Source organism: Streptomyces sp. NPDC043812 (genome assembly GCF_056436245.1).
Genome location: NZ_JBWKCY010000023.1, coordinates 26,344 through 45,818 on the forward strand (window position 1 = coordinate 26,344; position 19,475 = coordinate 45,818).

At 71.0% G+C, this 19,475-nt stretch carries 13 protein-coding genes and 1 pseudogene; 11 read left to right on the forward strand and 3 right to left on the reverse strand.

From position 1 onward, the window contains the following. Positions 1-31 precede the first annotated feature (31 nt). From AC067Z_RS28945 to AC067Z_RS28970, 6 genes and pseudogenes are all read left to right on the forward strand, one after another. Positions 32-1,222 carry an acyl-CoA dehydrogenase family protein gene (locus AC067Z_RS28945; protein WP_478792576.1) on the forward strand — a complete coding sequence of 397 codons (1,191 nt, stop codon included), beginning with the start codon at positions 32-34 and terminating at the stop codon, positions 1,220-1,222. Between the two features lies 1 nt (position 1,223). Next, entirely contained in the window at positions 1,224-2,087 is an 864-nt protein-coding gene (locus AC067Z_RS28950; protein WP_478792577.1) for an oxygenase MpaB family protein, read from the forward strand. Positions 2,088-2,112: 25 nt separating this feature from the next. Further along, positions 2,113-2,214 (forward strand): annotated as a pseudogene (locus tag AC067Z_RS28955) (IS200/IS605 family transposase); the annotation flags it as partial. Positions 2,215-2,254: 40 nt separating this feature from the next. Continuing rightward, positions 2,255-3,475, forward strand: a complete 1,221-nt coding sequence (locus AC067Z_RS28960) for an RNA-guided endonuclease InsQ/TnpB family protein (RefSeq protein WP_478792578.1) — start codon at positions 2,255-2,257, stop codon at positions 3,473-3,475. A gap of 88 nt (positions 3,476-3,563) precedes the next feature. After that, complete coding sequence (locus AC067Z_RS28965) at positions 3,564-5,825, forward strand: serine/threonine-protein kinase (protein ID WP_478792579.1); 2,262 nt, start codon at positions 3,564-3,566, stop codon at positions 5,823-5,825. An 86-nt stretch (positions 5,826-5,911) separates the two neighbouring features. Continuing rightward, positions 5,912-7,444, forward strand: coding sequence for a phytoene desaturase family protein (locus AC067Z_RS28970; RefSeq protein WP_478792580.1), 1,533 nt, complete (start codon positions 5,912-5,914; stop codon positions 7,442-7,444). A gap of 37 nt (positions 7,445-7,481) precedes the next feature. Here AC067Z_RS28970 and AC067Z_RS28975 read toward each other — a convergent pair whose 3' ends face one another. Next, a complete protein-coding gene (locus AC067Z_RS28975) occupies positions 7,482-9,299 on the reverse strand; it encodes a serine hydrolase domain-containing protein (protein WP_478792581.1) in 1,818 nt (605 codons plus the stop codon). Between the two features lie 149 nt (positions 9,300-9,448). On the opposite strand from AC067Z_RS28975, the gene AC067Z_RS28980 reads away from it, so the two are divergent. The 3 genes from AC067Z_RS28980 (at position 9,449) to AC067Z_RS28990 (ending at position 13,298) form a co-directional block, all read left to right on the forward strand. Continuing rightward, on the forward strand, positions 9,449-10,558 hold the full coding sequence (locus AC067Z_RS28980; protein ID WP_478792582.1) for an NAD(P)H-dependent flavin oxidoreductase: 1,110 nt from the start codon (positions 9,449-9,451) through the stop codon (positions 10,556-10,558). Continuing rightward, the gene (locus AC067Z_RS28985) at positions 10,555-12,105 is read left to right on the forward strand and encodes an acyl-CoA synthetase (protein WP_478792583.1); all 1,551 of its coding nucleotides are present in this window, start codon (positions 10,555-10,557) and stop codon (positions 12,103-12,105) included. The genes AC067Z_RS28980 and AC067Z_RS28985 overlap by 4 nt, the downstream gene beginning before the upstream one ends. Before the next feature lie 83 nt (positions 12,106-12,188). After that, on the forward strand, positions 12,189-13,298 hold the full coding sequence (locus AC067Z_RS28990; protein WP_478792584.1) for a calcium:cation antiporter: 1,110 nt from the start codon (positions 12,189-12,191) through the stop codon (positions 13,296-13,298). Between the two features lie 88 nt (positions 13,299-13,386). On the opposite strand, the gene AC067Z_RS28995 is transcribed toward AC067Z_RS28990, so the two are convergent. Continuing rightward, positions 13,387-15,759, reverse strand: a complete 2,373-nt coding sequence (locus tag AC067Z_RS28995; protein ID WP_478792585.1) for a penicillin acylase family protein — start codon at positions 15,757-15,759, stop codon at positions 13,387-13,389. 145 nt (positions 15,760-15,904) lie between these two features. Between AC067Z_RS28995 and AC067Z_RS29000 the strand changes: the two genes are divergently transcribed. Continuing rightward, positions 15,905-17,416, forward strand: a complete 1,512-nt coding sequence (locus AC067Z_RS29000) for an acyl-CoA synthetase (protein WP_478792586.1) — start codon at positions 15,905-15,907, stop codon at positions 17,414-17,416. 55 nt (positions 17,417-17,471) lie between these two features. Beyond that, positions 17,472-18,749, forward strand: a complete 1,278-nt coding sequence (locus AC067Z_RS29005) for a GDSL-type esterase/lipase family protein (protein ID WP_478792587.1) — start codon at positions 17,472-17,474, stop codon at positions 18,747-18,749. Here the strand turns inward: AC067Z_RS29005 and AC067Z_RS29010 are convergent. Continuing rightward, complete coding sequence (locus tag AC067Z_RS29010) at positions 18,694-19,311, reverse strand: hypothetical protein (protein WP_478792588.1); 618 nt, start codon at positions 19,309-19,311, stop codon at positions 18,694-18,696. The two genes, AC067Z_RS29005 and AC067Z_RS29010, sit on opposite strands and share 56 nt — an antisense overlap. Between the last annotated feature and the right edge of the window lie 164 nt (positions 19,312-19,475).

Sequence of the window (19,475 nt, forward strand, 5' to 3'; positions counted from 1 at the left end):
TGTCACGGACCGCGAGACGCCTGGAGGCGCCGTGCACCTTCACTACACGCCGCAGCAACAGCAGTTGCGCGCCGAGCTGCGCACGTACTTCGCCGAGCTGGTCCCCGCCGACGCCCATGCGCGGTACGCGGAGCCGAGCGCCCAGAAGCGGTTCTACCGCGAGACGATCCGCACACTCGGCACGGACGGCTGGCTCGGCGTGGGCTGGCCCGAGGAGTACGGCGGCCGCGGGCTGAGCCCCATGGAGCAGTTCATCTTCTTCGACGAAGCCGCCCAGGCGGGCGTGCCGCTGCCGCTGATGGCCCTGAACACCGTCGGCCCGACGCTCATGCGGTACGGAACCGAGGAGCAGAAGGCGACGTTCCTGCCGAAGATCCTGTCCGGTGAGATCGACTTCGCCATCGGCTACAGCGAACCCGACGCGGGCACCGACCTCGCCGCGCTGAAGACCCGCGCGGTGCGCGAGGGCGACGAGAGAGACGGCCACTACACGGTCAACGGCCAGAAGATATGGACCACCAACGGCGACACGGCCGACTGGGTCTGGCTCGCCGTGCGCACCGACCCCGAGGCCCCGCCGCACAAGGGCATCACCATGCTGCTCGTACCGACGTCGGACCCCGGCTACTCCTGCACGCTGATCAACACCCTCGCCTCCCACGACACCACCGCCAGCTATTACGAGAACGTCCGCGTGCCCGCGTCCCACCGTGTCGGGGAGGAGAACAAGGGCTGGCGGCTGATCACCAACCAGCTCAACCACGAACGCGTCACCCTCGCCGCCCACGGCACCATGGCCATCCGGGCGCTCCACGACGTCCAGCGCTGGGCCGCCGGGACCAAACTCGCCGACGGCCGCCGCGTCATCGACCTCGGCTGGGTCCGCGGCCGGCTCGCCCGCACCCACGCCCGCCTCGACGCGATGAAGCTCCTCAACTGGCAGATGGTCAACGCTGTCCAGAACGGCACCCTCACCCCTCAGGACGCCAGCGCCGTCAAGGTCTACGGTTCCGAGGCCCGGCGCGACGCGTACGCCTGGCTGATGGAGATCGCCGGCGCCGCCGGTCCCCTCAAGGAGGGCTCGGCCGGAGCCGTGCTCCGCGGCGAACTGGAGCGCGGCTACCGCTCCGCCGTGATCTTCACCTTCGGCGGCGGCAACAACGAGATCCAGCGCGAGATCATCTCCTGGATCGGACTGGGGATGCCGCGGGTACGACGTTGATATGACAGAAGCCGACCCCGGGCTGTTCGGACCCGACTCCGTCACCTGGAACATCCACGGCGACCCGGTGATGTGGATCGCGGGCGTCCGCGCGCTCTATCTGCAGGCGCTGCACCCCCGCGCCGTCCGCGGCGTCATGCAGAACAGCGACTTCCAGCGTGACGCCTGGGGCCGGCTCATGCGCACCGCGAACTTCGTCGGCACCATCACCTACGGCACCTCCGCGGCCGCGGAGAGGGCGGGTGCCCGGGTTCGCCGCATCCACGCACACCTGGGGGTCACCGACCCCGCGACGGGCGGGCGCTACGGGGTCGACGAGCCCGCGCTGCTGCTGTGGGTGCACTGCGCAGAGGTCGCCTCCTACCTGGAGGTGGCACGGCGCTCCGGGCTCCCGATCGACGGCGTCCACGCCGACCGGTATCTCGACGAGCAGCGCGAAGCCGCCCGGCTGGTCGGCCTGGACCCCGCTGCAGTCCCCGCCGACCGGGCGCAGCTCGCCGCCTACTTCGACCGCGTGCGCCCCGAGCTCTCCGCCGGACCCGAAGCGCGGGAGGTCGACGCCTTCCTGCGCCGACCTCCGATCGGCCCACTGCTGGTCCCCGTTCGCGAGGTGCTGTGGCGGCACGTCGCACGGCTCGCCTATGACGCACTGCCGCCGTTCGCCCACGAGCTGTACGGCAGACCGGCCCCCGCGCCCGACCGCGTCGACCACCGGCTCGTCGCCACGGCCAATCTGCTGCGCTGCATCCCCTCCCGGATACGCTGGCAACTACCGCCCGGTCACATTCTGAAAGCGATGTCACGACTCGGGCCCGGCACACGCCCCACCCCGTACAAACTCCGCAGACAGGCTGCGATCAGATAGCTGGCGAAGGGACCACTGGATGCATAATCTGAAGTCGCGGATGCCCACGCTCTCGTCGTCTTTCTTCGTCGCGTGGGCCCGTGCGGTCAACGCGGACACGGTGGCGAGGTACATCAACACGCAGTGAGAACGCCCCTGGACGAAGAAGTAGAAGGAGGAGGCCGACCGTGCATCGGGCGTACAAGTTCCTCCTCCGTCCCACTGTCCGCCAGGCCGCCGCGCTCGGCGAGATGCTGCGGGATCACTGTTCCCTCTACAACGGCGCGTTGCAGGAACGCCGGGACGCCTACCGGCATGTCTCCAAGACGGGCATCAAGTACGGGCAGCAGTCCGCTCAGCTCAAGGAGATCCGGGCGTTCGACCCCGAGCGGCAGGGCCGGTGGTCGTTCTCGTCACAGCAGGCGACACTTCGCCGTCTCGACAAGGCATTCCAGGCGTTCTTCCGCCGACTGAAGGCGGGGGAGAAGCCCGGGTACCCCCGCTTCCGGGGTGTGAACTGGTTCGACACGGTGGACTTCCCGAAGGACGGTGACGGCTGCCGCTGGGGCTCCACGCCGCACGACCCGGTTACCCGCGTCCGGCTGCAAGGTGTCGGGCATGTCCGCGTCCACCAGCACCGGCCGGTGAAGGGCCGGGTCAAGACCGTGAGCGTCAAGCGCGAGGGGCGGCAGTGGTACGTCATCCTCGCCTGTGACGAGGTTCCTGCCGAACCGCTGCCCACTACCGGCGCCGTGACCGGCATCGACATGGGCATAGCCCACTTCCTCACCACCTCCGAGGGTGAGCACCTCGCCAACCCGAGGCACGGCCGGCGCAATGCTGAAGCTCTCGCCGATGCCCAGCGCGCCCTCAAGGCGTTCCCGCGGCGCAAGCGGGAGAACCGCAGCGTCAAGCACCGCCGGGCGGTTGAGAAGGTCGCGGGGCTGCATCGCAAGGTGCGCCGTCAGCGCACCGACCACGCGCACAAGACCGCTCTTGCACTGGTCCGCGCCTACGACGTGATCGCGCACGAGCGGCTGAGCATCGCGAACATGGTCCGCGCACCCAAGCCGAAGCCCGACCCTGAGCAGCCCGACAGCTTCCTGCCGAACGGCGCTGGCGCGAAGGCTGGGTTGAACAAGTGGATCCACGATGCGGGTTGGGGGGTGTTTCTGGGCATCCTCGCGCAGAAGGCTGCAAGCGCCACTCGTGCTGTGATCCCGGTGGACCCCCGCAACACCTCCCGCACCTGCCCCGCCTGCGGGCATGTGTCCGGCGAGAACCGCACCACCCAAAAGAAGTTCGAGTGCACCCGGTGCGGGCACACCGCCAACGCCGATCAGGTCGGTGCACTCAACGTCGCCATCAGGGCCGGGCTGGCCCTTCCTGACGGTGGCCTGGGCCACTGACGCGAGAAGCCGTCCGGATATATTCGGAGGGAGGAGTCACACTGGACGGGCCGGGGAGGCAGGACAGCGACGGGGGCGACAGCACGAGATGGCGGAAACCAGGCTGATCCACGGCCGGTACCGACTGCTCGATCTCATCGGGCGCGGCGGCATGGGCGAGGTGTGGCGGGCACGCGACGAGTCGCTCGGCCGCCGCGTCGCCGTCAAGTGCCTCAAGCCGATGGGCCATCAGCACGACCAGTCGTTCACAGGAGTCCTGCGGGAACGCTTCCGCCGGGAGGCGCGGGTGGCGGCTGCGCTCCAGCACCGCGGGGTCACCGTCGTCCATGATTTCGGCGAGAACGACGGGGTGCTCTACCTGGTGATGGAGCTGCTGGAGGGCCGCAACCTCAGCCAGCTGATGGAGGACAGCGCACAGCAGCCGCTGCCCGTCCCTGACGTCGTCGACATCGCCGACCAGATCGCCGACGCCCTCGCGTACACCCATGAACAGGGCATCGTGCACCGCGACCTCAAGCCCGCCAACATCATCCGGCTCGGCAGCGGCGCGGTGAAGATCTGTGACTTCGGCATAGCGCGCCTCGGCGCCGACATCGGCTTCACGTCCAAGCTCACCGGCACCGGCATCGCCATGGGAACCCCGCACTACATGTCGCCGGAACAGATCGGCGGGGGCGCGGTCGACCACCGCAGCGATCTGTACTCGCTGGGCTGCGTGCTCTACGAACTGGCCACCGGCGCCCCGCCGTTCGACCTCGACGATACCTGGGCGATCCTCGTCGGGCACCGCGACACGGCCCCCAGGCCGCTGCGTGAACTGCGGGCGGAGATCCCCGAGTTCCTGGAGCGGATCGTGCTCGATCTGCTCGCCAAGACCCCCGGCGAGCGGCCCGCGGACGCGGCCGATCTGCGCCGGCGCATCGGGACCGACGGCCGTTCCGGCACCGCCCGCCCGCCGGTGCCCGCGCAGCGCGTGCCCGTGCGTCCCGACCGGGATGTCGGCATGCCGGACTGGACGCGGGGCATGACGACCGGACTCAAGGCCACCGGCACCCAATCCGCGAGGACGTGCCTGCCCGATCACGCCGCAGCCCTCACCGGCGCGTGGACCAACCCCCCGGCGGTCGACCGCATCCCTGCGCAGTCCGGCCCCCGGGCCCTGGCGACCGGAACCCACGGTGCTGGGGAGCGTCCCACCCCTCCGCCCGAACTCCTTGCCGTCCTCGCCAGCCGGCACAGCGCGGGTCTCAGCCTCGGCCGGCTCGGCCGCTGGGACGAGGCGGGCGAGGTCCACCGTGCGGTTGCGGCCGAACGGGCCTCCCTGCTCGGCCCCGACCATCCCGACACCCTCTCCAGCCGCTACGAAATGGGATTCACTTTCAGCCGCACCGGGCGAGCCGCCGCCGCACTGGGGGAGTTCGGGCATGTCACCGGCGGCCGGGAGAGGGCACTCGGGCCCGACCACCCCGACACCCTCGCGGCACGCCAGGAGACCGCCTACGTGCTCGGCCAGCTCGGCCGCCACGCCGAGGCGCACCGCGTGTACGAGACGGTCCTCGAATCCCGCGAACGCACCATGGGCCCCGACCATCCCGACACGCTGCGCTGCCGCCACAACCTCGCGTTCAACCTCAGCAGGCTCGGCCTGGTCGAGGAGTCGTACCGCATGGCCGACGACGTGGCGAACGCCCGCGCCCGTGTCCTCGGTGCGGGGCATCCCGACACGCTCGTCACCCGCTACGAGGTCGCCTACGCCCTCGGCCGGCTCGGCCGCTGGCCGGAGGCGCTCGCCACCTACCGCGACGTCGCCGGCGCACGCGCGCAGGCGCTCGGAGCCGACCACCCCGACACCCTCGCAGCCCGGTACGAGATCGGTATCAGTCTGGGCCGGCTGGGCCGCAGCGCCGAAGCGCTGGACCTCTTCAGGGGCCTGGTCGACGACCGCACGCGGGTCAACGGCCCCGCCGACCCCGAGACGCTTCGGGCCCGGCACACGCTCGGGGTGAATCTGGGGCGGCTCGCCCGCTGGCAGGAAGCGTTGGCGGAGGCACGCGAGGTGTGCGCCCTGCGTGAGCAGGTGCTCGGTGTTGACCATCCCGACACGCTCGTCAGCCGCCGCGAGGTCGCCGTGGGCCTCGGCTGGCTGGGCCGCTGGCACGACGCGCACGCCGCCTACCGTCAGGTGGCCTCGGCGCGGGAGCGGGTGCTCGGCCCCGAGCACCCGGACACCCTTGCCAGCCACAACGACGAGGCCCACTGCCTGGAGCAGCTGGGGCGGCACGCCGAGGCCGTCGAGCTCTACCGGCGCGTGGCCGCGCTGCGGCAGCAGAACGACGCCCCGGGGCGCTGAGGGGCCTGATGGGCATGCGCCGCCGGCAGTAAGGCGTGGCCGGACCGGGTCGCGCGCCCTGGACCGTTACCGGCTAGGGTCCGGCCATGCCTGCACACGCCTCGTACGACGTCGTCATCGTCGGTGGCGGCCACAACGGCCTGGTCGCCGCCGCCTACCTCGCCCGTGCCGGGCGCTCCGTCCTGCTGCTGGAGCGCCGCGCGATCACCGGGGGAGCGGCCGTGTCCACCCGCCCCTTCCCCGGGGTCGACGCCCGGCTGTCGCAGTTCTCCTACCTCGTCTCGCTGTTGCCCGACAAGATCGTGCGTGATCTGGAGCTGGACTTCGCCGTACGCAAGCGGACCGTTTCGTCGTACACGCCGAGCGGCAGCGGCGGACTGCTGGTCGGCGGCGCCGGTACGGCCGAGTCGTTCGCCCGGATCACCGGAGGGCACCGGGAGTACGCGGCCTGGCAGGAGTTCTACGGCACCACGCGTGAGGTGGCCGAGCGCGTGTTCCCGACGCTCACCGAACCGCTTCCGTCACGGGAGGCGCTGCGTGAGCGCGTCGGGGACGAGGCGGCCTGGCGGATGCTGTTCGAGGAGCCGATCGGTGTCGGGATCGAGAAGAGGTTCGCCGACGACCTGGTCCGGGGCGTGGTGCTCACCGACGCGCTGATCGGCACGTTCGCCGACGCCCATGACCCGTCGCTGCTGCAGAACCGCTGCTTCCTGTACCACGTCATCGGCGGCGGCACGGGCGACTGGGACGTGCCCGTCGGCGGCATGGGGGCGCTCACCGACGCGCTCGCGGGCGCGGCACGCAAGGCCGGTGCGGAGATCGTCCTCGAACACGAGGTGACCGGGATCGAGACCGACGGGGCACGGGCCGAGGTCACCTTCACCGCCCCCGGCGGCGAGGGGACGGTCGCCGCGGGCCAGGTGCTGGTGAATGCCTCTCCGCAGGCGCTGGCCACGCTGTTCGGCACGCAGCCGCCCGAGCCCGCCGAGGGCGCGCAGTTGAAGGTGAACATGCTGCTTCGGCGGCTGCCGCGGCTGCGTGACGCCGGTGTCGACCCGAAGGACGCGTTCGCGGGGACGTTCCATGTCTCCGAGGGCTACGAGCAGTTGGCCGTGGCGTACCGGGAAGCGGCGTCGGGCCGGCTGCCGAGCGCGCCGCCGTCCGAGATCTACTGCCACTCGCTGACCGACCCCTCGATCCTCGGCCCTGAGCTGGTGGCACAGGGCTACCAGACCCTGACGCTGTTCGGGCTGCACACCCCGGCCCGCCTCTTCGCCGCCGACAACGACGCGACGCGCGCCGAACTGCTGGCAGCCACACTCGCCGAGCTCGACAAGCACCTCGACGAGCCGATCGCGGACTGTCTCGCCCGCGACGCGAACGGCGAGCCGTGCATCGAGGCCAAGACACCGCTCGACCTCGAACACGAACTGCGGCTGCCCGGAGGCCACATCTTCCACCGCGACCTGTCGTACCCGTACGCGACCGGGGAGACCGGGCGCTGGGGTGTGGAGACCGCGCACGCCAATGTGCTGCTCTGCGGCGCCGGAGCCGTGCGCGGCGGCGGCGTCAGCGGCGTGCCCGGCCACAACGCCGCGATGGCGGCGCTGGGCCGCTGATCCGGACGCAGTGGACCGGCGGGGCCCTCCCGGGACGTCAGTCCCGGGAGAGCGCCCAGCCGGACGCCTCGATGCGCGCGGCGTCCGCGGGGCGTGCCTCGTCGAAGAGTGCGCGGCCCCGGTCGTCCTCGACGCGGAGCCCGTCGACGTAGGCGCCGCGTCCGACATAGAGCTGGTCTGTCGTGTACCGCCAGCGCAGCCGCGTCCCGGAGCCGTGCCACGCCGACAGGTCGGCCACGAGCCGGTGCCAGCGGCGCCCGGACCAGCCGGTCACCGAGCCCGCGGGATGCGTCTGCTCCCCTTCGCCGGCGAGCGCCGTGGTGAACGGCACCGGCTGCCAGGTCGTGCCGCCGTCCGTCGATGCCTCCAGGAACAGTGCGTCGGCGCCCGGTTCCGTGTCCCACCACACAGAGCAGCGCAGTCGGGCCGCCGGACCGAGTGGCGGCAGCGTGAGCGTCGCGGACGTCGCAGCGGCCATGCCGGAGAACCAGGACGTGCGCCCGTGAGCGGGGCGAACGGCGACGGCACGGGCCATGTTGTTCGCGGCGGCCACCCGCGGTGCGCTGCCCGAGCGCCAGCTGCGCACCGGATGCACGGAGTTGCCGAGCACGATCAGGAACGAGTCGGTGGTCGGGTCGAGGACCAGGCTGGTGCCGGTGAACCCGGTGTGGCCCGCGGTCCGCGGTGTGGCCATCGCCCCCATGTACCAGTGCTGTTGGAGCTCGAAGCCGAGTCCGTGCTCGTCACCGGGGAACGCGGTGTTGAAGTCGGTGAACATCAGCTCGACCGACGCGGACCGCAGGATCCGCGAGCGGCCGTAGACACCGCCGTTGAGCAGGGTCCGCGCGAGGATGGCCAGATCCCAGGCGCACGAGAACACTCCGGCGTGGCCCGCGACGCCGCCGAAGCTGTACGCGTTCTCGTCGTGGACCTCGCCCCACACCAGCCCCCGTTCCAGCCCTGACCACGGCAAGCGGGCGTCCTCGGTGGCGGCGATCTTCGGCTTCCACTCCGCGGGCGGGTTGAAGCGTGTGCGGTGCATCCCCAGCGGAGCGGTGATCTCGTCGTGGAGCAGTGCATCCAGGGGGCGGCCCGTGATCTTCTCCAGGACGAGCTGGAGCGAGATCAGGTTCAGGTCCGAGTACAGGTAGCGGGTGCCCGGCGAGCTGGTGGGCGCCTCGTTCCACAACAGCCGCAGCCTGCCCTCCTGTGTGGGCTCCTTGAAGAGCGGGATCCAGGCACGGAAGCCCGAGGTGTGGGTGAGCAGCTGACGGACGGTGATGTCCTGCTTGCCCGCGGCCGCGAACTCGGGCAGATACGAGGCGACCGTCGCCTCCAGCCCCAGAGCGCCGCGCTCGATCTGCTGCACGGCAAGGATCGAGGTGAACAGTTTGGACACGGACGCGAGATCGAAGACGGTGTCCTCGCGCATCGGGATCTGCTGCGTGGCGGGCAGCTCCACGGCCGTGTCGGTCACCTCGTCGTACGAGGAGTAGCGCAGGGCGCGGCCGATCCCCCGGTGCAGGGCGACCGTGCCGCCGCGCCCGGCCAGCAGTACCGCCCCCGCGTACCAGGGGTGCTTGGGGGAGGGGGCCAGGAACGCCTCGGCGTCGGTGACCAGTTGGTCGAGGTGCGTGGCGAGCAGCCCTGCTCGTTCGGGGGTGCCGCGCCGCAGAGTGGGCCGGTGGACGGGGCCGCCCCCGCCGGAACCGGAGCCCGAGGACTCATCGGTGGCCGATGCCGCGGCGAACGGGATCGGCGCGAGGGTGAGCGCGCCGCCCAGCGCCAGCATGCCGCCGCCCAGCCGCCGCCTGCTGATTCCCCTGCTCCCTCTGTGCGGTGCGTCCTCGGTCATCCGGAATCCTTCCTGAAAGTATCTTTCGGATCTTCCGCGACAGATGAAACTTTCTTGCGGGACGGCCCGAGTGTCAACCGTCGAAAGAATCTGACGCTGCATCAGAAAAGGTCTTCCCTCGTCCGGCGGCCTACGGCATCCTGCGCTCCATGGAGACGGAGCTGAGCAGACAACTGGGAATCGAGCACGCCATCTTCGGCTTCACACCGTTCCCCGCGGTGGCTGCCGCCATCAGCCGCGCAGGCGGCCTCGGCGTCCTCGGCGCCGTGCGCTACACCGCCCCCGACGACCTCGAACGCGACCTCGACTGGCTCCACGGCCACACCGACGGCAAACCGTACGGCCTCGACGTCGTCATGCCCGCCAAGAAGGTCGAGGGCGTCACGGAGGCCGAAGTGGAGGCGATGATCCCCGAGGGCCACCGCCGGTTCGTCCGCGAAACCCTCGCCAAGCACGGCGTCCCCGAACTCGCCGACGGAGAGACCTCCGGCTGGCGGATCACCGGCTGGATGGAACAGGTCGCGCGCAGCCAGCTCGACGTCGCCTTCACCTACCCGATCGCCCTGCTCGCCAACGCGCTCGGCTCCCCGCCCGCCGACGTCGTCGAACGCGCCCACGCACACGGCGTCCGCGTCGCCGCCCTGGCGGGCAGCGCCCGTCACGCCCGGCACCACGCCGAGGCGGGCATCGACATCGTCGTGGCGCAGGGATACGAGGCAGGCGGTCACACCGGCGAGATCGCCTCCATGGTGCTCACCCCCGAGGTCGCCGACGCCGTCGCCCCGCTTCCCGTGCTCGCCGCAGGCGGCATCGGCAGCGGCGAACAGATCGCCGCCGGGCTCGCACTCGGCGCTCAGGGAGTGTGGCTCGGCTCCCTGTGGCTCACTACCACCGAAGCCTCGCTCGGTTCCCGCGCGCTCACCGCGAAACTGCTCGCCGCGGGCTCCGGCGACACCGTCCGCTCGCGCGCGCTGACCGGCAAACCGGCCCGCCAGCTGCGCACCGAATGGACCGACGCCTGGGACGACCCGGCCGGCCCCGGCACCCTGCCCATGCCCCTGCAGGGCCTGCTCGTCGCCGATGCCGTCTCCCGTATCCAGCGCCACGAGGTGGAGCCCCTGCTCGGAACGCCGGTCGGCCAGATCGTCGGCCGGATGAACTCCGAACGCTCCGTCCAGCAGGTCTTCGACGACCTCACCCGTGGCTTCGAGCGGGCCGTCGACCGCATCAACCGCATCGCCGGGAGGCAATCGGCATGACCGAACCCCGCAACGGCTTCTGGGCCCAGGCCACGGCAGACCCCGGCCGCACGGTCCTCACCGCACCGGACGGCGAGCAGTGGCAGGCCGGACGGCTGCACGCAGACGTCAACCGGCTCGTGCACGGGCTGAGGGCAGCCGGCCTGCGGCGCGGCGACGCGTTCGCCGTGGTCCTCCCCAATTGCGCCGAACTGATCACTGCCGCGCTCGCCGCCGGTCAGGCCGGGTTCTACCTCGTCCCCGTCAACCACCATCTCGTCGGTCCGGAGATCGCCTGGATCGTCTCCGACTCCGGGGCCAAGGTGCTCCTCGCCCACGAACGGTTCGCCGACGCGGCCGCGTCCGCCGCCGACGAGGCGAAGCTGCCCGTCGAGCACCGTTACGCCGTCGGCAACGTGGCCGGATTCCGCCCGTACGCGGAGCTCCTCGACGGGCAACCGGCCCACCCGCCGGAGGACCGCACCCTCGGCTGGGTCATGAACTACACCTCCGGCACCACCGGCCGCCCCCGCGGCATCCGCCGCCCCCTGCCCGGAAAGCTGCCCGAGGAGACCTATCTCGGCGGATTCCTCGGCATCTTCGGCATCAAGCCGTACGACGGCAACGTGCATCTCGTCTGCTCGCCGCTCTACCACACCGCCGTGCTGCAGTTCGCGAGCGCCGCCCTGCACATCGGCCACCCGCTCGTCCTGATGGACAAGTGGACGCCCGAGGAGATGCTCCGGCTCATCGACGGCCACCGGAGCACGCACACCCACATGGTGCCCACCCAGTTCCACCGGCTCCTGGCCCTGCCCGACGAGGTGAAGAAGCGGTACGACGTCTCCTCGATGAGGCACGCCATCCACGGAGCGGCCCCCTGCCCCGACCATGTGAAACGAGCCATGATCGAGTGGTGGGGGAACTGCGTCGAGGAGTACTACGCGGCCAGCGAGGGCGGAGGCGCCTTCGCCACGGCCGACGAGTGGCTCGCGCGGCCCGGAACCGTCGGCAAGGCGTGGCCCATCAGCGAACTCGCCGTCTTCGACGACGACGGGAAGCGCCTGGCACCCGGCGAACTCGGCACCGTCTACATGAAGATGACAACCGGCGGCTTCAGTTACCACAAGGACGAGACCAAGACGAGGAACAACCGCATCGGTGACTTCTTCACCGTCGGGGACCTCGGCCATCTCGACGAGGACGGCTACCTCTACCTGCGCGACCGCAAGATCGACATGATCATCTCGGGCGGCGTGAACATCTACCCGGCCGAGATCGAGTCCGTGCTGCTGACCCACCCCGCCGTCGCCGACGCGGCCGCCTTCGGCGTTCCCCACGCGGACTGGGGCGAGGAGGTCAAGGCCGTGATCGAGCCGGCCGACGGCCTCGAACCCGGCGAGGCCCTGGCCGCCGACATCCTCGCCCACTGCGAGAGCCGGCTCGCCGGCTTCAAGCGGCCCAAGTCCGTCGACTTCGTCACCGCGATGCCTCGGGACCCGAACGGCAAGCTCTACAAGCGCAGGTTGCGGGAACCGTACTGGGAGGGGTACGAGCGGCCCCTCTGACACCACCGGCGGCAGCCCGGCGGCCGGGGCGCGCGGGCCCGCTCGTCGCGCGGGAGGCGCCGGGCGCTGGCAGCCTGGCACGCATGAGCGCGGTGAACCTCATGTCCGTCTTGCAGCGGTGGACCGTCTGGGTTCCGCTGCTCGCGATCGTCGCACTGGTGCTCAGCTGGGGCCGCGACCTGCCGCTCGCGGCCGTCGTGGCAGTCGCCGCCTGCCTCGCGGGAGCCGTGCTCGCCGCCGTGCACCACGCCGAGGTGGTCGCCCACCGGGTGGGGGAACCGTTCGGCTCACTGGTGCTCGCCGTCGCCGTGACCGTCATCGAGGTCGCGCTCATCGTCACCCTGATGGTCGACGGAGGACCCAAATCCGCGTCGCTCGCACGGGACACCGTCTTCGCCGCCGTCATGATCACCTGCAACGGGATCGTCGGACTCGCGCTGCTGGTCGCCGCGCTGCGCAACCGCGTCGCCGTCTTCAACGCGGAGGGGGCCGGCGCCGCACTGGCCACCGTGGCCACCCTTGCCACGCTCAGCCTGGTGCTGCCGACCTTCACCACCAGCAAGCCGGGGCCCGAGTTCTCCCAGGCCCAACTGACGTTCGCGGCCGTCGCCTCTCTCGGGCTCTACGGCCTGTTCGTCGGCGTGCAGACCATCCGCCATCGCGAGTACTTCGTCTCCGTCGCCCACGACGGGGAAGTCAGGGACGACGCGGACGACGGCCACGTGGAAGCTCCCGGCCGCTCGGCCGCCGTGCTCAGCCTCGTACTCCTGGTCGTCGCCCTCGTCGCGGTGGTGGGCGACGCCAAGGCGGTGTCGCCCACCATCGAATCGCGGGTGGAGTCCGCGGGACTTCCCCAGGCGGTGGTCGGTGTGGTCATCGCGCTGCTCGTGCTGCTGCCCGAGACGCTCGCCGCCGTACGCGCCGCCCGCCGGGGTCACGTGCAGACGAGCCTGAACCTGGCGCTCGGCTCGGCGATGGCGAGCATCGGACTGACGATCCCGGTGATCGCGCTCGCGACCATCTGGCTGGAGGGGCCGCTGGTGCTCGGCCTCGGGGCCACCCACATGGTGCTGCTCGCGCTCACCGTCGTCGTCGGCGCGCTGACGGTGGTGCCGGGCCGGGCAACGCTGCTCCAGGGCGGGGTGCACCTGGCGATCCTCGCCGCGTACATCTTCCTCGCCGTGAGCCCGTGAGCCCGTGAGCCCGTGAGCCCGTGAGCCCGTGAAAGCCCGTGAGTCCGTGAGCCCTCGGGGCTGCTGCGCCCGGCCCGGCCGGGCCGCCTCAGCGCCGCTCGCGCACGCGCACCACCTCCAGTTCCGGCGAGCGGAGAATGTCCCGCTCGCAGAACCGCGACGTCACCCACCGCTCGTCGGAGAACAGCGCCGTCTGGTCCCGGAAGTGCGCCGACGCCGGATTCGACGACTGCGCGTACGTCAGCAGCGTCCGCGCCACCGGGCAGCGACTGCCGTCCCAGCCGACCGCCTGGATGTGGCTGGAGCCGTGCGCCACCTCGGGATAGCCACCGCCTGCCGTGTTCCACGCCGCCTCGATCTTGTTCCACACGCCCAGCGCTTCCGTGCCGCCGTGCACCGGGAACCGCTTGCCGCCCCGGACGACGAACTGGTGCTCGCCGAGCGGCGCGTCCAGCGGGATGCCGGCCGTCCGCAGCTCGGCCACCGCACCCGTCAGTGCCGTGGCGAAGGCGGGCGAGGCGGTGTTCAGGGTGTGCGGTGTGCCCACCGGATCGGTGGCGGAGAACGGGACCTTCCACAGCCCCGACGCCGGCACCGAAGCGGTCAGCGCACGCCAGAACCGGTCGAACAGCAGCGCGCCCCGGCTGCCGGTGTCCGCCCTGCGGTCCCAGCGCTCCAGCACGCCGCACGCCTCCGCCAGGTCGTCGGAGAGCTCCTCACAGGCGCGCACGGTGTCGGCGACCGCGAGATCCGCGGCAGGCACCCGGTTGGCGAACTGCTGCCGTTGCAGGTCCGCGACCGTCAGCCGGCCCCGGTCCGCCATCGCGGCCACGTCCTCGACCGCACCGCGCGTCCGCAGCGACCTCGGCGTGCCGATGTTCCCGAAGACCCGTTCGTAGCCGGTGACCGGAGTGTCGGCGTTCGCCAGCCAGGCGCTGTCGTTGGAGTTCTCGGCGTACGCGGCGTCCTTCAGCACCGGCATCCGGGACGGCCCGAAGATGCCCGGCTGCACGGCGTCCCGGTCCCGGCCGAGCCCGCAGTCGCTGCGCGAGCCGTCGAGCACCGCCACACCCGACGCCGGATACGTCACCCGCCCCAGCGGCGTCGAACAGTTCTGCGCCAGCTCGTCCGTGATGCGCGGCAGCACCTGCGACTGCGTGAACAGCGAGTGGCCGCCCGCGTCGGCGGCGATCGTGTTGACCCACGGCAGTCCCTGAGTGCGCCGCAGGCCCCTGACGATGTCGTCGGTGGAGCGCGCCCTGCCGAAGGCCAGTGCGGTGTCGGAGGCGCGCATGTTCGCCGCGTTCGGGTCGTTCAGCGCGTACGCGGCCGTCGCCGACCACGGCAGCGGAAGCGACGCGCCGAGCGAGGTGAGCACCGGTCCGTACCGCGTCCAGTACTGCGTCCGCGTGACGGGATCACCGCCCTTGACGGACACGGTGACTGCCCGGCGGATCATTCTCTCCCGTTTGCCGTCCACCAGGTACACCGTCGGATCGGCCGGATCCAGCGTGAGTTGATGCAGATTGAGTGTGACGCCCGTCGCCACGGTGTGACTCCAGGCGACCCTGTCGTTGAAGCCGATGTTGACGACGGCGGTGCCGAGCAGCGAGGCACCCGAGACGTTCAGCTCCCCGGGAATCGTCTGCTGCGACTGCCAGAAACGGCGGCCGCCCTGCCAGGGATAGTGCGGATTGCCGAGCAGCAGGCCGCGGCCTCCCGCCGTCACGTCCCCGCTGAACGCGACCGCGTTCGAGCCCATGTCCGCGCTCTCCGCTGCGAACAGCTCCCGCGCCGCACGCGCCGTCGTGTCCGCGTCGGGGGCGCCCACCGGGGCGGTGCCCGGCGGCTGCGCAGCCGTGATGCCGTCGATGCCGCGGCCCTGACCGCCGAGGACGGAGACGGCGAATCCGCGCCGTGCGACGTCCAACGTGCTCACCGGCTCCACCCAGTCGGCGCCCCGGCACGCCGGATCGGTGACGGGGTTCTGCTTCAGCCAGGCGTTGTAACCGGCGGCCCAGCCGCGCATCAGCTCCTTCACCTGCCGCCCAGGGCCGGCCGGTGCGGGGGTGGCGAGCAGCATCTCGACCGTGCGGGCCTCGCGTATCCCGCGGAAGTACAGATCACTGGAGAGGTTCTTCGTCGCGGAGGAGAGCGAGCCGTCGGGCGCCGCGTCGGCGCCGAAGCGGCGCGAGCGCTCGCCACGCACCGTCACGAACCCGTCGGCCAGCACGCACACCTGGTCGGCGGCCTGTGCCCAGCCGGTGCCGAAGCCGAGGTTCGCGTAGTCCTTGGCGACGATGTGCGGGATGCCGTACTCGGTGTAGCGGATGACGGCGGACAGGCCGCCGCCCGACGGGTGCCGGTCGCGGCTGTCGGCGGCCGCGGGCGGTGGCACGGCGGCCGCGGCGGTCAACAGCGCGACACCGGTCAGAGCGAGCCGTCCAAGGCGGGTGCGCAAGAGCAACGTGCCTCCCAACGGGACTGCGGAGCAAGCGGGTTGGTAGCCGGTCGGTATATGCAGTCAGCCGCGGGCGGCGCTGTCAACATTCCGTTCGGTATCCGACGTCTTGACCGCCCGGCCGCCTGCCGCAGAAGATCACGCCATGACAGGCGCTCACAGCAGCACGGTCGACTCCCTCGTACGCCGCACCGCCCGGCGCACCCCGGACCGCATCGCGGTGCGCTACGCGGACCGCACCTGGACCTACGCCGGGCTCGACGAAGCCGTCACCACCGCGGCGGCCGTCCTCACCGACCACGGGCTGCGCCCGGGCGACCGGGTCGCCTCCTACGGGCACAACTCCGACGCCTACCTGATCGTCTTCCTCGCCTGCTCACGGGCCGGGTTCGTGCACGTTCCGGTCAACCAGAACCTGACCGGTGACGATCTCGCGTACATCCTCGGCCAGTCCGGCAGCTCGCTCGTCCTCGCCGACCCGGACCTCGCGGCGCGGCTGCCCGACAGCCCACCGGCAGTGCCGCTGCGCGACGGCGAGGGCTCGCTGCTGGCGGAACTGGCCTCGCCCCGCGCCTTCACCCCCGCACGCGAACCGCAATCCGAGGATCTCGTCCAGCTGCTGTACACCTCCGGCACGACGGCCCAGCCCAAGGGCGCGATGATGACCCATCGCGCGCTTGTCCACGAGTACGTCAGCGCGGTCACCGCGCTCGATCTGAAGCCCGGTGACCGGCCCGTCCACTCGCTGCCGCTGTACCACTCTGCCCAGATGCACGTGTTCCTTCTGCCGTACCTCGCCGTCGGCGCGGAGAACACCATCCTGGACGCGCCCGACGCCGGCCGGATCTTCGACCTCGTCGAGGCCGGGCGTGCGGACAGTCTGTTCGCACCGCCCACGGTCTGGATCGGCCTGGCCAACCACCCCGAGTTCGCCGCCCGCGACCTCGGCGCCCTGCGCAAGGCGTACTACGGCGCCTCGATCATGCCCGTGCCCGTACTGGAACGCCTGCGCGCACGCCTGCCCGGCCTCGGGTTCTACAACTGCTTCGGCCAGTCCGAGATCGGACCGCTCGCCACCGTCCTCGGCCCGGACGAGCACGAGGGCCGCATGGAATCGTGCGGTCGCCCGGTGCTGTTCGTCGAGGCGAAGGTGGTCGACGAGGACGGCGAGGAGGTCGCGGACGGCACGGCCGGTGAGGTGGTCTACCGCTCGCCGCAGCTGTGCGAGGGCTACTGGGACAAGCCCGAGGAGACCGAAGAGGCGTTCAGGGGCGGCTGGTTCCGTTCCGGGGATCTGGCCGTGCGCGACAGCGAGGGGTACTTCACCGTCGTCGACCGGGTGAAGGACGTCATCAACTCCGGGGGAGTGCTGGTCGCCTCGCGTCAGGTCGAGGACGCCCTCTACACCCATCCCGCGGTCGCCGAGACGGCGGTCATCGGCCTGCCCGACGAGCGGTGGATCGAGGCGGTCACCGCTGTGGTCGTCGTACGCGAGAAGGTCAGCGAGGCCGAACTGATCGACCACGCACGGGAGAAGCTCGCCCACTTCAAGGCCCCGAAGAAGGTCCTCTTCGTGGACGGCCTCCCGCGCAACGCCAGCGGCAAGATCCTCAAGCGCGAACTGCGCGACCGGTTCAGCGCCTCGTCGCGTCCATGAGGGGTGGCCGGGGAATTGTTGGGCGGACCATGCATCCGACCGGCATCATGTCACCATGAACGACCGGCACGACGACCTCCCAGGCGCCTCCACAGCGGGCCGGGCCACGGACTGGATCACCACACCCATCACTCCTGACCTTCTTCGCGGTGCCCTGGAACTGGAGCGCACCGAGCACGGCCTGCTGCCGCACCGGCTGCCCGCCCGGGCCCGTGCGCAGTGCGCCGACGAGCAGCTGGCCAGGGCGGAGGCCCAGCCGTCGGGCGTACGGCTGGTGTTCCGTACCCGGGCCACCGCGGTCGAACTGGACACGCTCCGCACCAAGATGGCCTATGAGGGCGTGCCGCCCCGTCCGGACGGTGTGTACGACCTGCTCATCGACGGCCGCCTGGCCGGACAGGCCAGTGTGACCGGCGGCAACATCCTCATGATGGACATGACCACCGGGTCCACGGAAACCCGGCCCGGCCCGGTCGGCACCGTCCGGTTCTCCGGCCTGCCCGACCGCGCCAAGGACATCGAGATCTGGCTGCCCCACAACGAGATCACGCAGCTTGTCGCCCTGCGTACGGCCGCACCCGTCGAGCCCGCGCCGGACCGAGGCCGCAGGACGTGGTTGCACCACGGCAGTTCGATCAGCCACGGATCCGACGTCGCGAGCCCCAGCACCACCTGGCCGGCGCTGGCCGCCTCGCTGGGCGGCGTGGAGGTGACCAACCTGGGCCTGAGCGGCAGCGCCCTGCTCGACCCGTTCACCGCCCGCGCCCTGCGTGACACCCCCGCGGACCTGATCAGCGTCAAGATCGGCCTCAATCTCGTCAACACGGACCTGATGCGCCTGCGCGCCTTCGGTCCCGCGGTGCACGGCTTCCTCGACACGATCCGCGAGGGCCACCCCACCACGCCGCTCCTGGTCGTCTCGCCCATCCTGTGCCCCATCCACGAGGACACCCCGGGTCCCAGCGCCCCGGACCTGAGCAACCTCAGTGAGGGAAGACTCGAGTTCGTGGCCATGGGCGACCCCGCGGAACGGGCAGGCGGGAAGCTGACCCTGGGCGTCATCCGGGACGAACTGGCCCGCCTGGTGAAGCAGCGCGCGGTCGACGACCCGAACCTGCATCACCTCGACGGCCGTGACCTCTACGGCGAGGCGGACTTCGCCGAACTGCCGCTGCCCGACCAGATCCACCCGGACGCGGCCACACACCGCCGCATGGGCGAACGCTTCGCCGCCCTGGCCTTCGGCCCCGGAGGGCCGTTCGCCGCCGAAGGCGCCGTTACATCGGCCGATAGGAAAGGACAGGATCCGCCCACCCACCGAGCCGACGGCTGATGCCGAAGCGCGACGGGAGCCACCGACGCCTTCGGATGTGCCTCTCGGTGACGGCTGACCACCGGGGACCCGACAGGTATTCCACACCCCACCACGTCTTCACCGCTTTGCCGCCGTTCAGATTCAGCAGCGGCCAACGTGGCAGATGCAGTCCTACGAAGAACATCGACACGTCATCGCCGCACTTGGTCGTGTAGAAGTACTTCTCGGCGTCCGTGTAACTGGCACCCAGTCCACATTCCAGGCCCATCGTTCCACCGAGCCACGTGAGAGCCAGCTTTCCACCCACAGGGATCGACGGGACGAGCACAGGATTGAACCACTGCTCTCCGTTCAAGCCGCGTGTGAGCGCTGTCCGTTCGGCCTGGGCGACGACGATATTGGTGGCAGGGCCGGTCCCGACGTTGACCAGCCACCACTTCGGTTCCCCGGAACCGCCTTGTCCGCTGTCCCACATGAACTGGAGGACAGGCATGTGGGACCGGCGGTTGGAGGCGTAGGCGACACCCAACGATCCCAGCGAGACAAGAACGGCCACGATAGAAACCAGGAATGCCAGCACTGTTGCTCCCCCACGCGACAACGTCTCCATCAGGGATACCCATGGGAGACGGCCGAACCCCCGCGTTACACGCGGCCGTTGCCGCTGCTCGGCCCGGCGCTGTCACTGAAATGCTTCGCCGGCAAGGCGATGTGCACCTAGCGGTACAGCTGCACTCCCCGCCG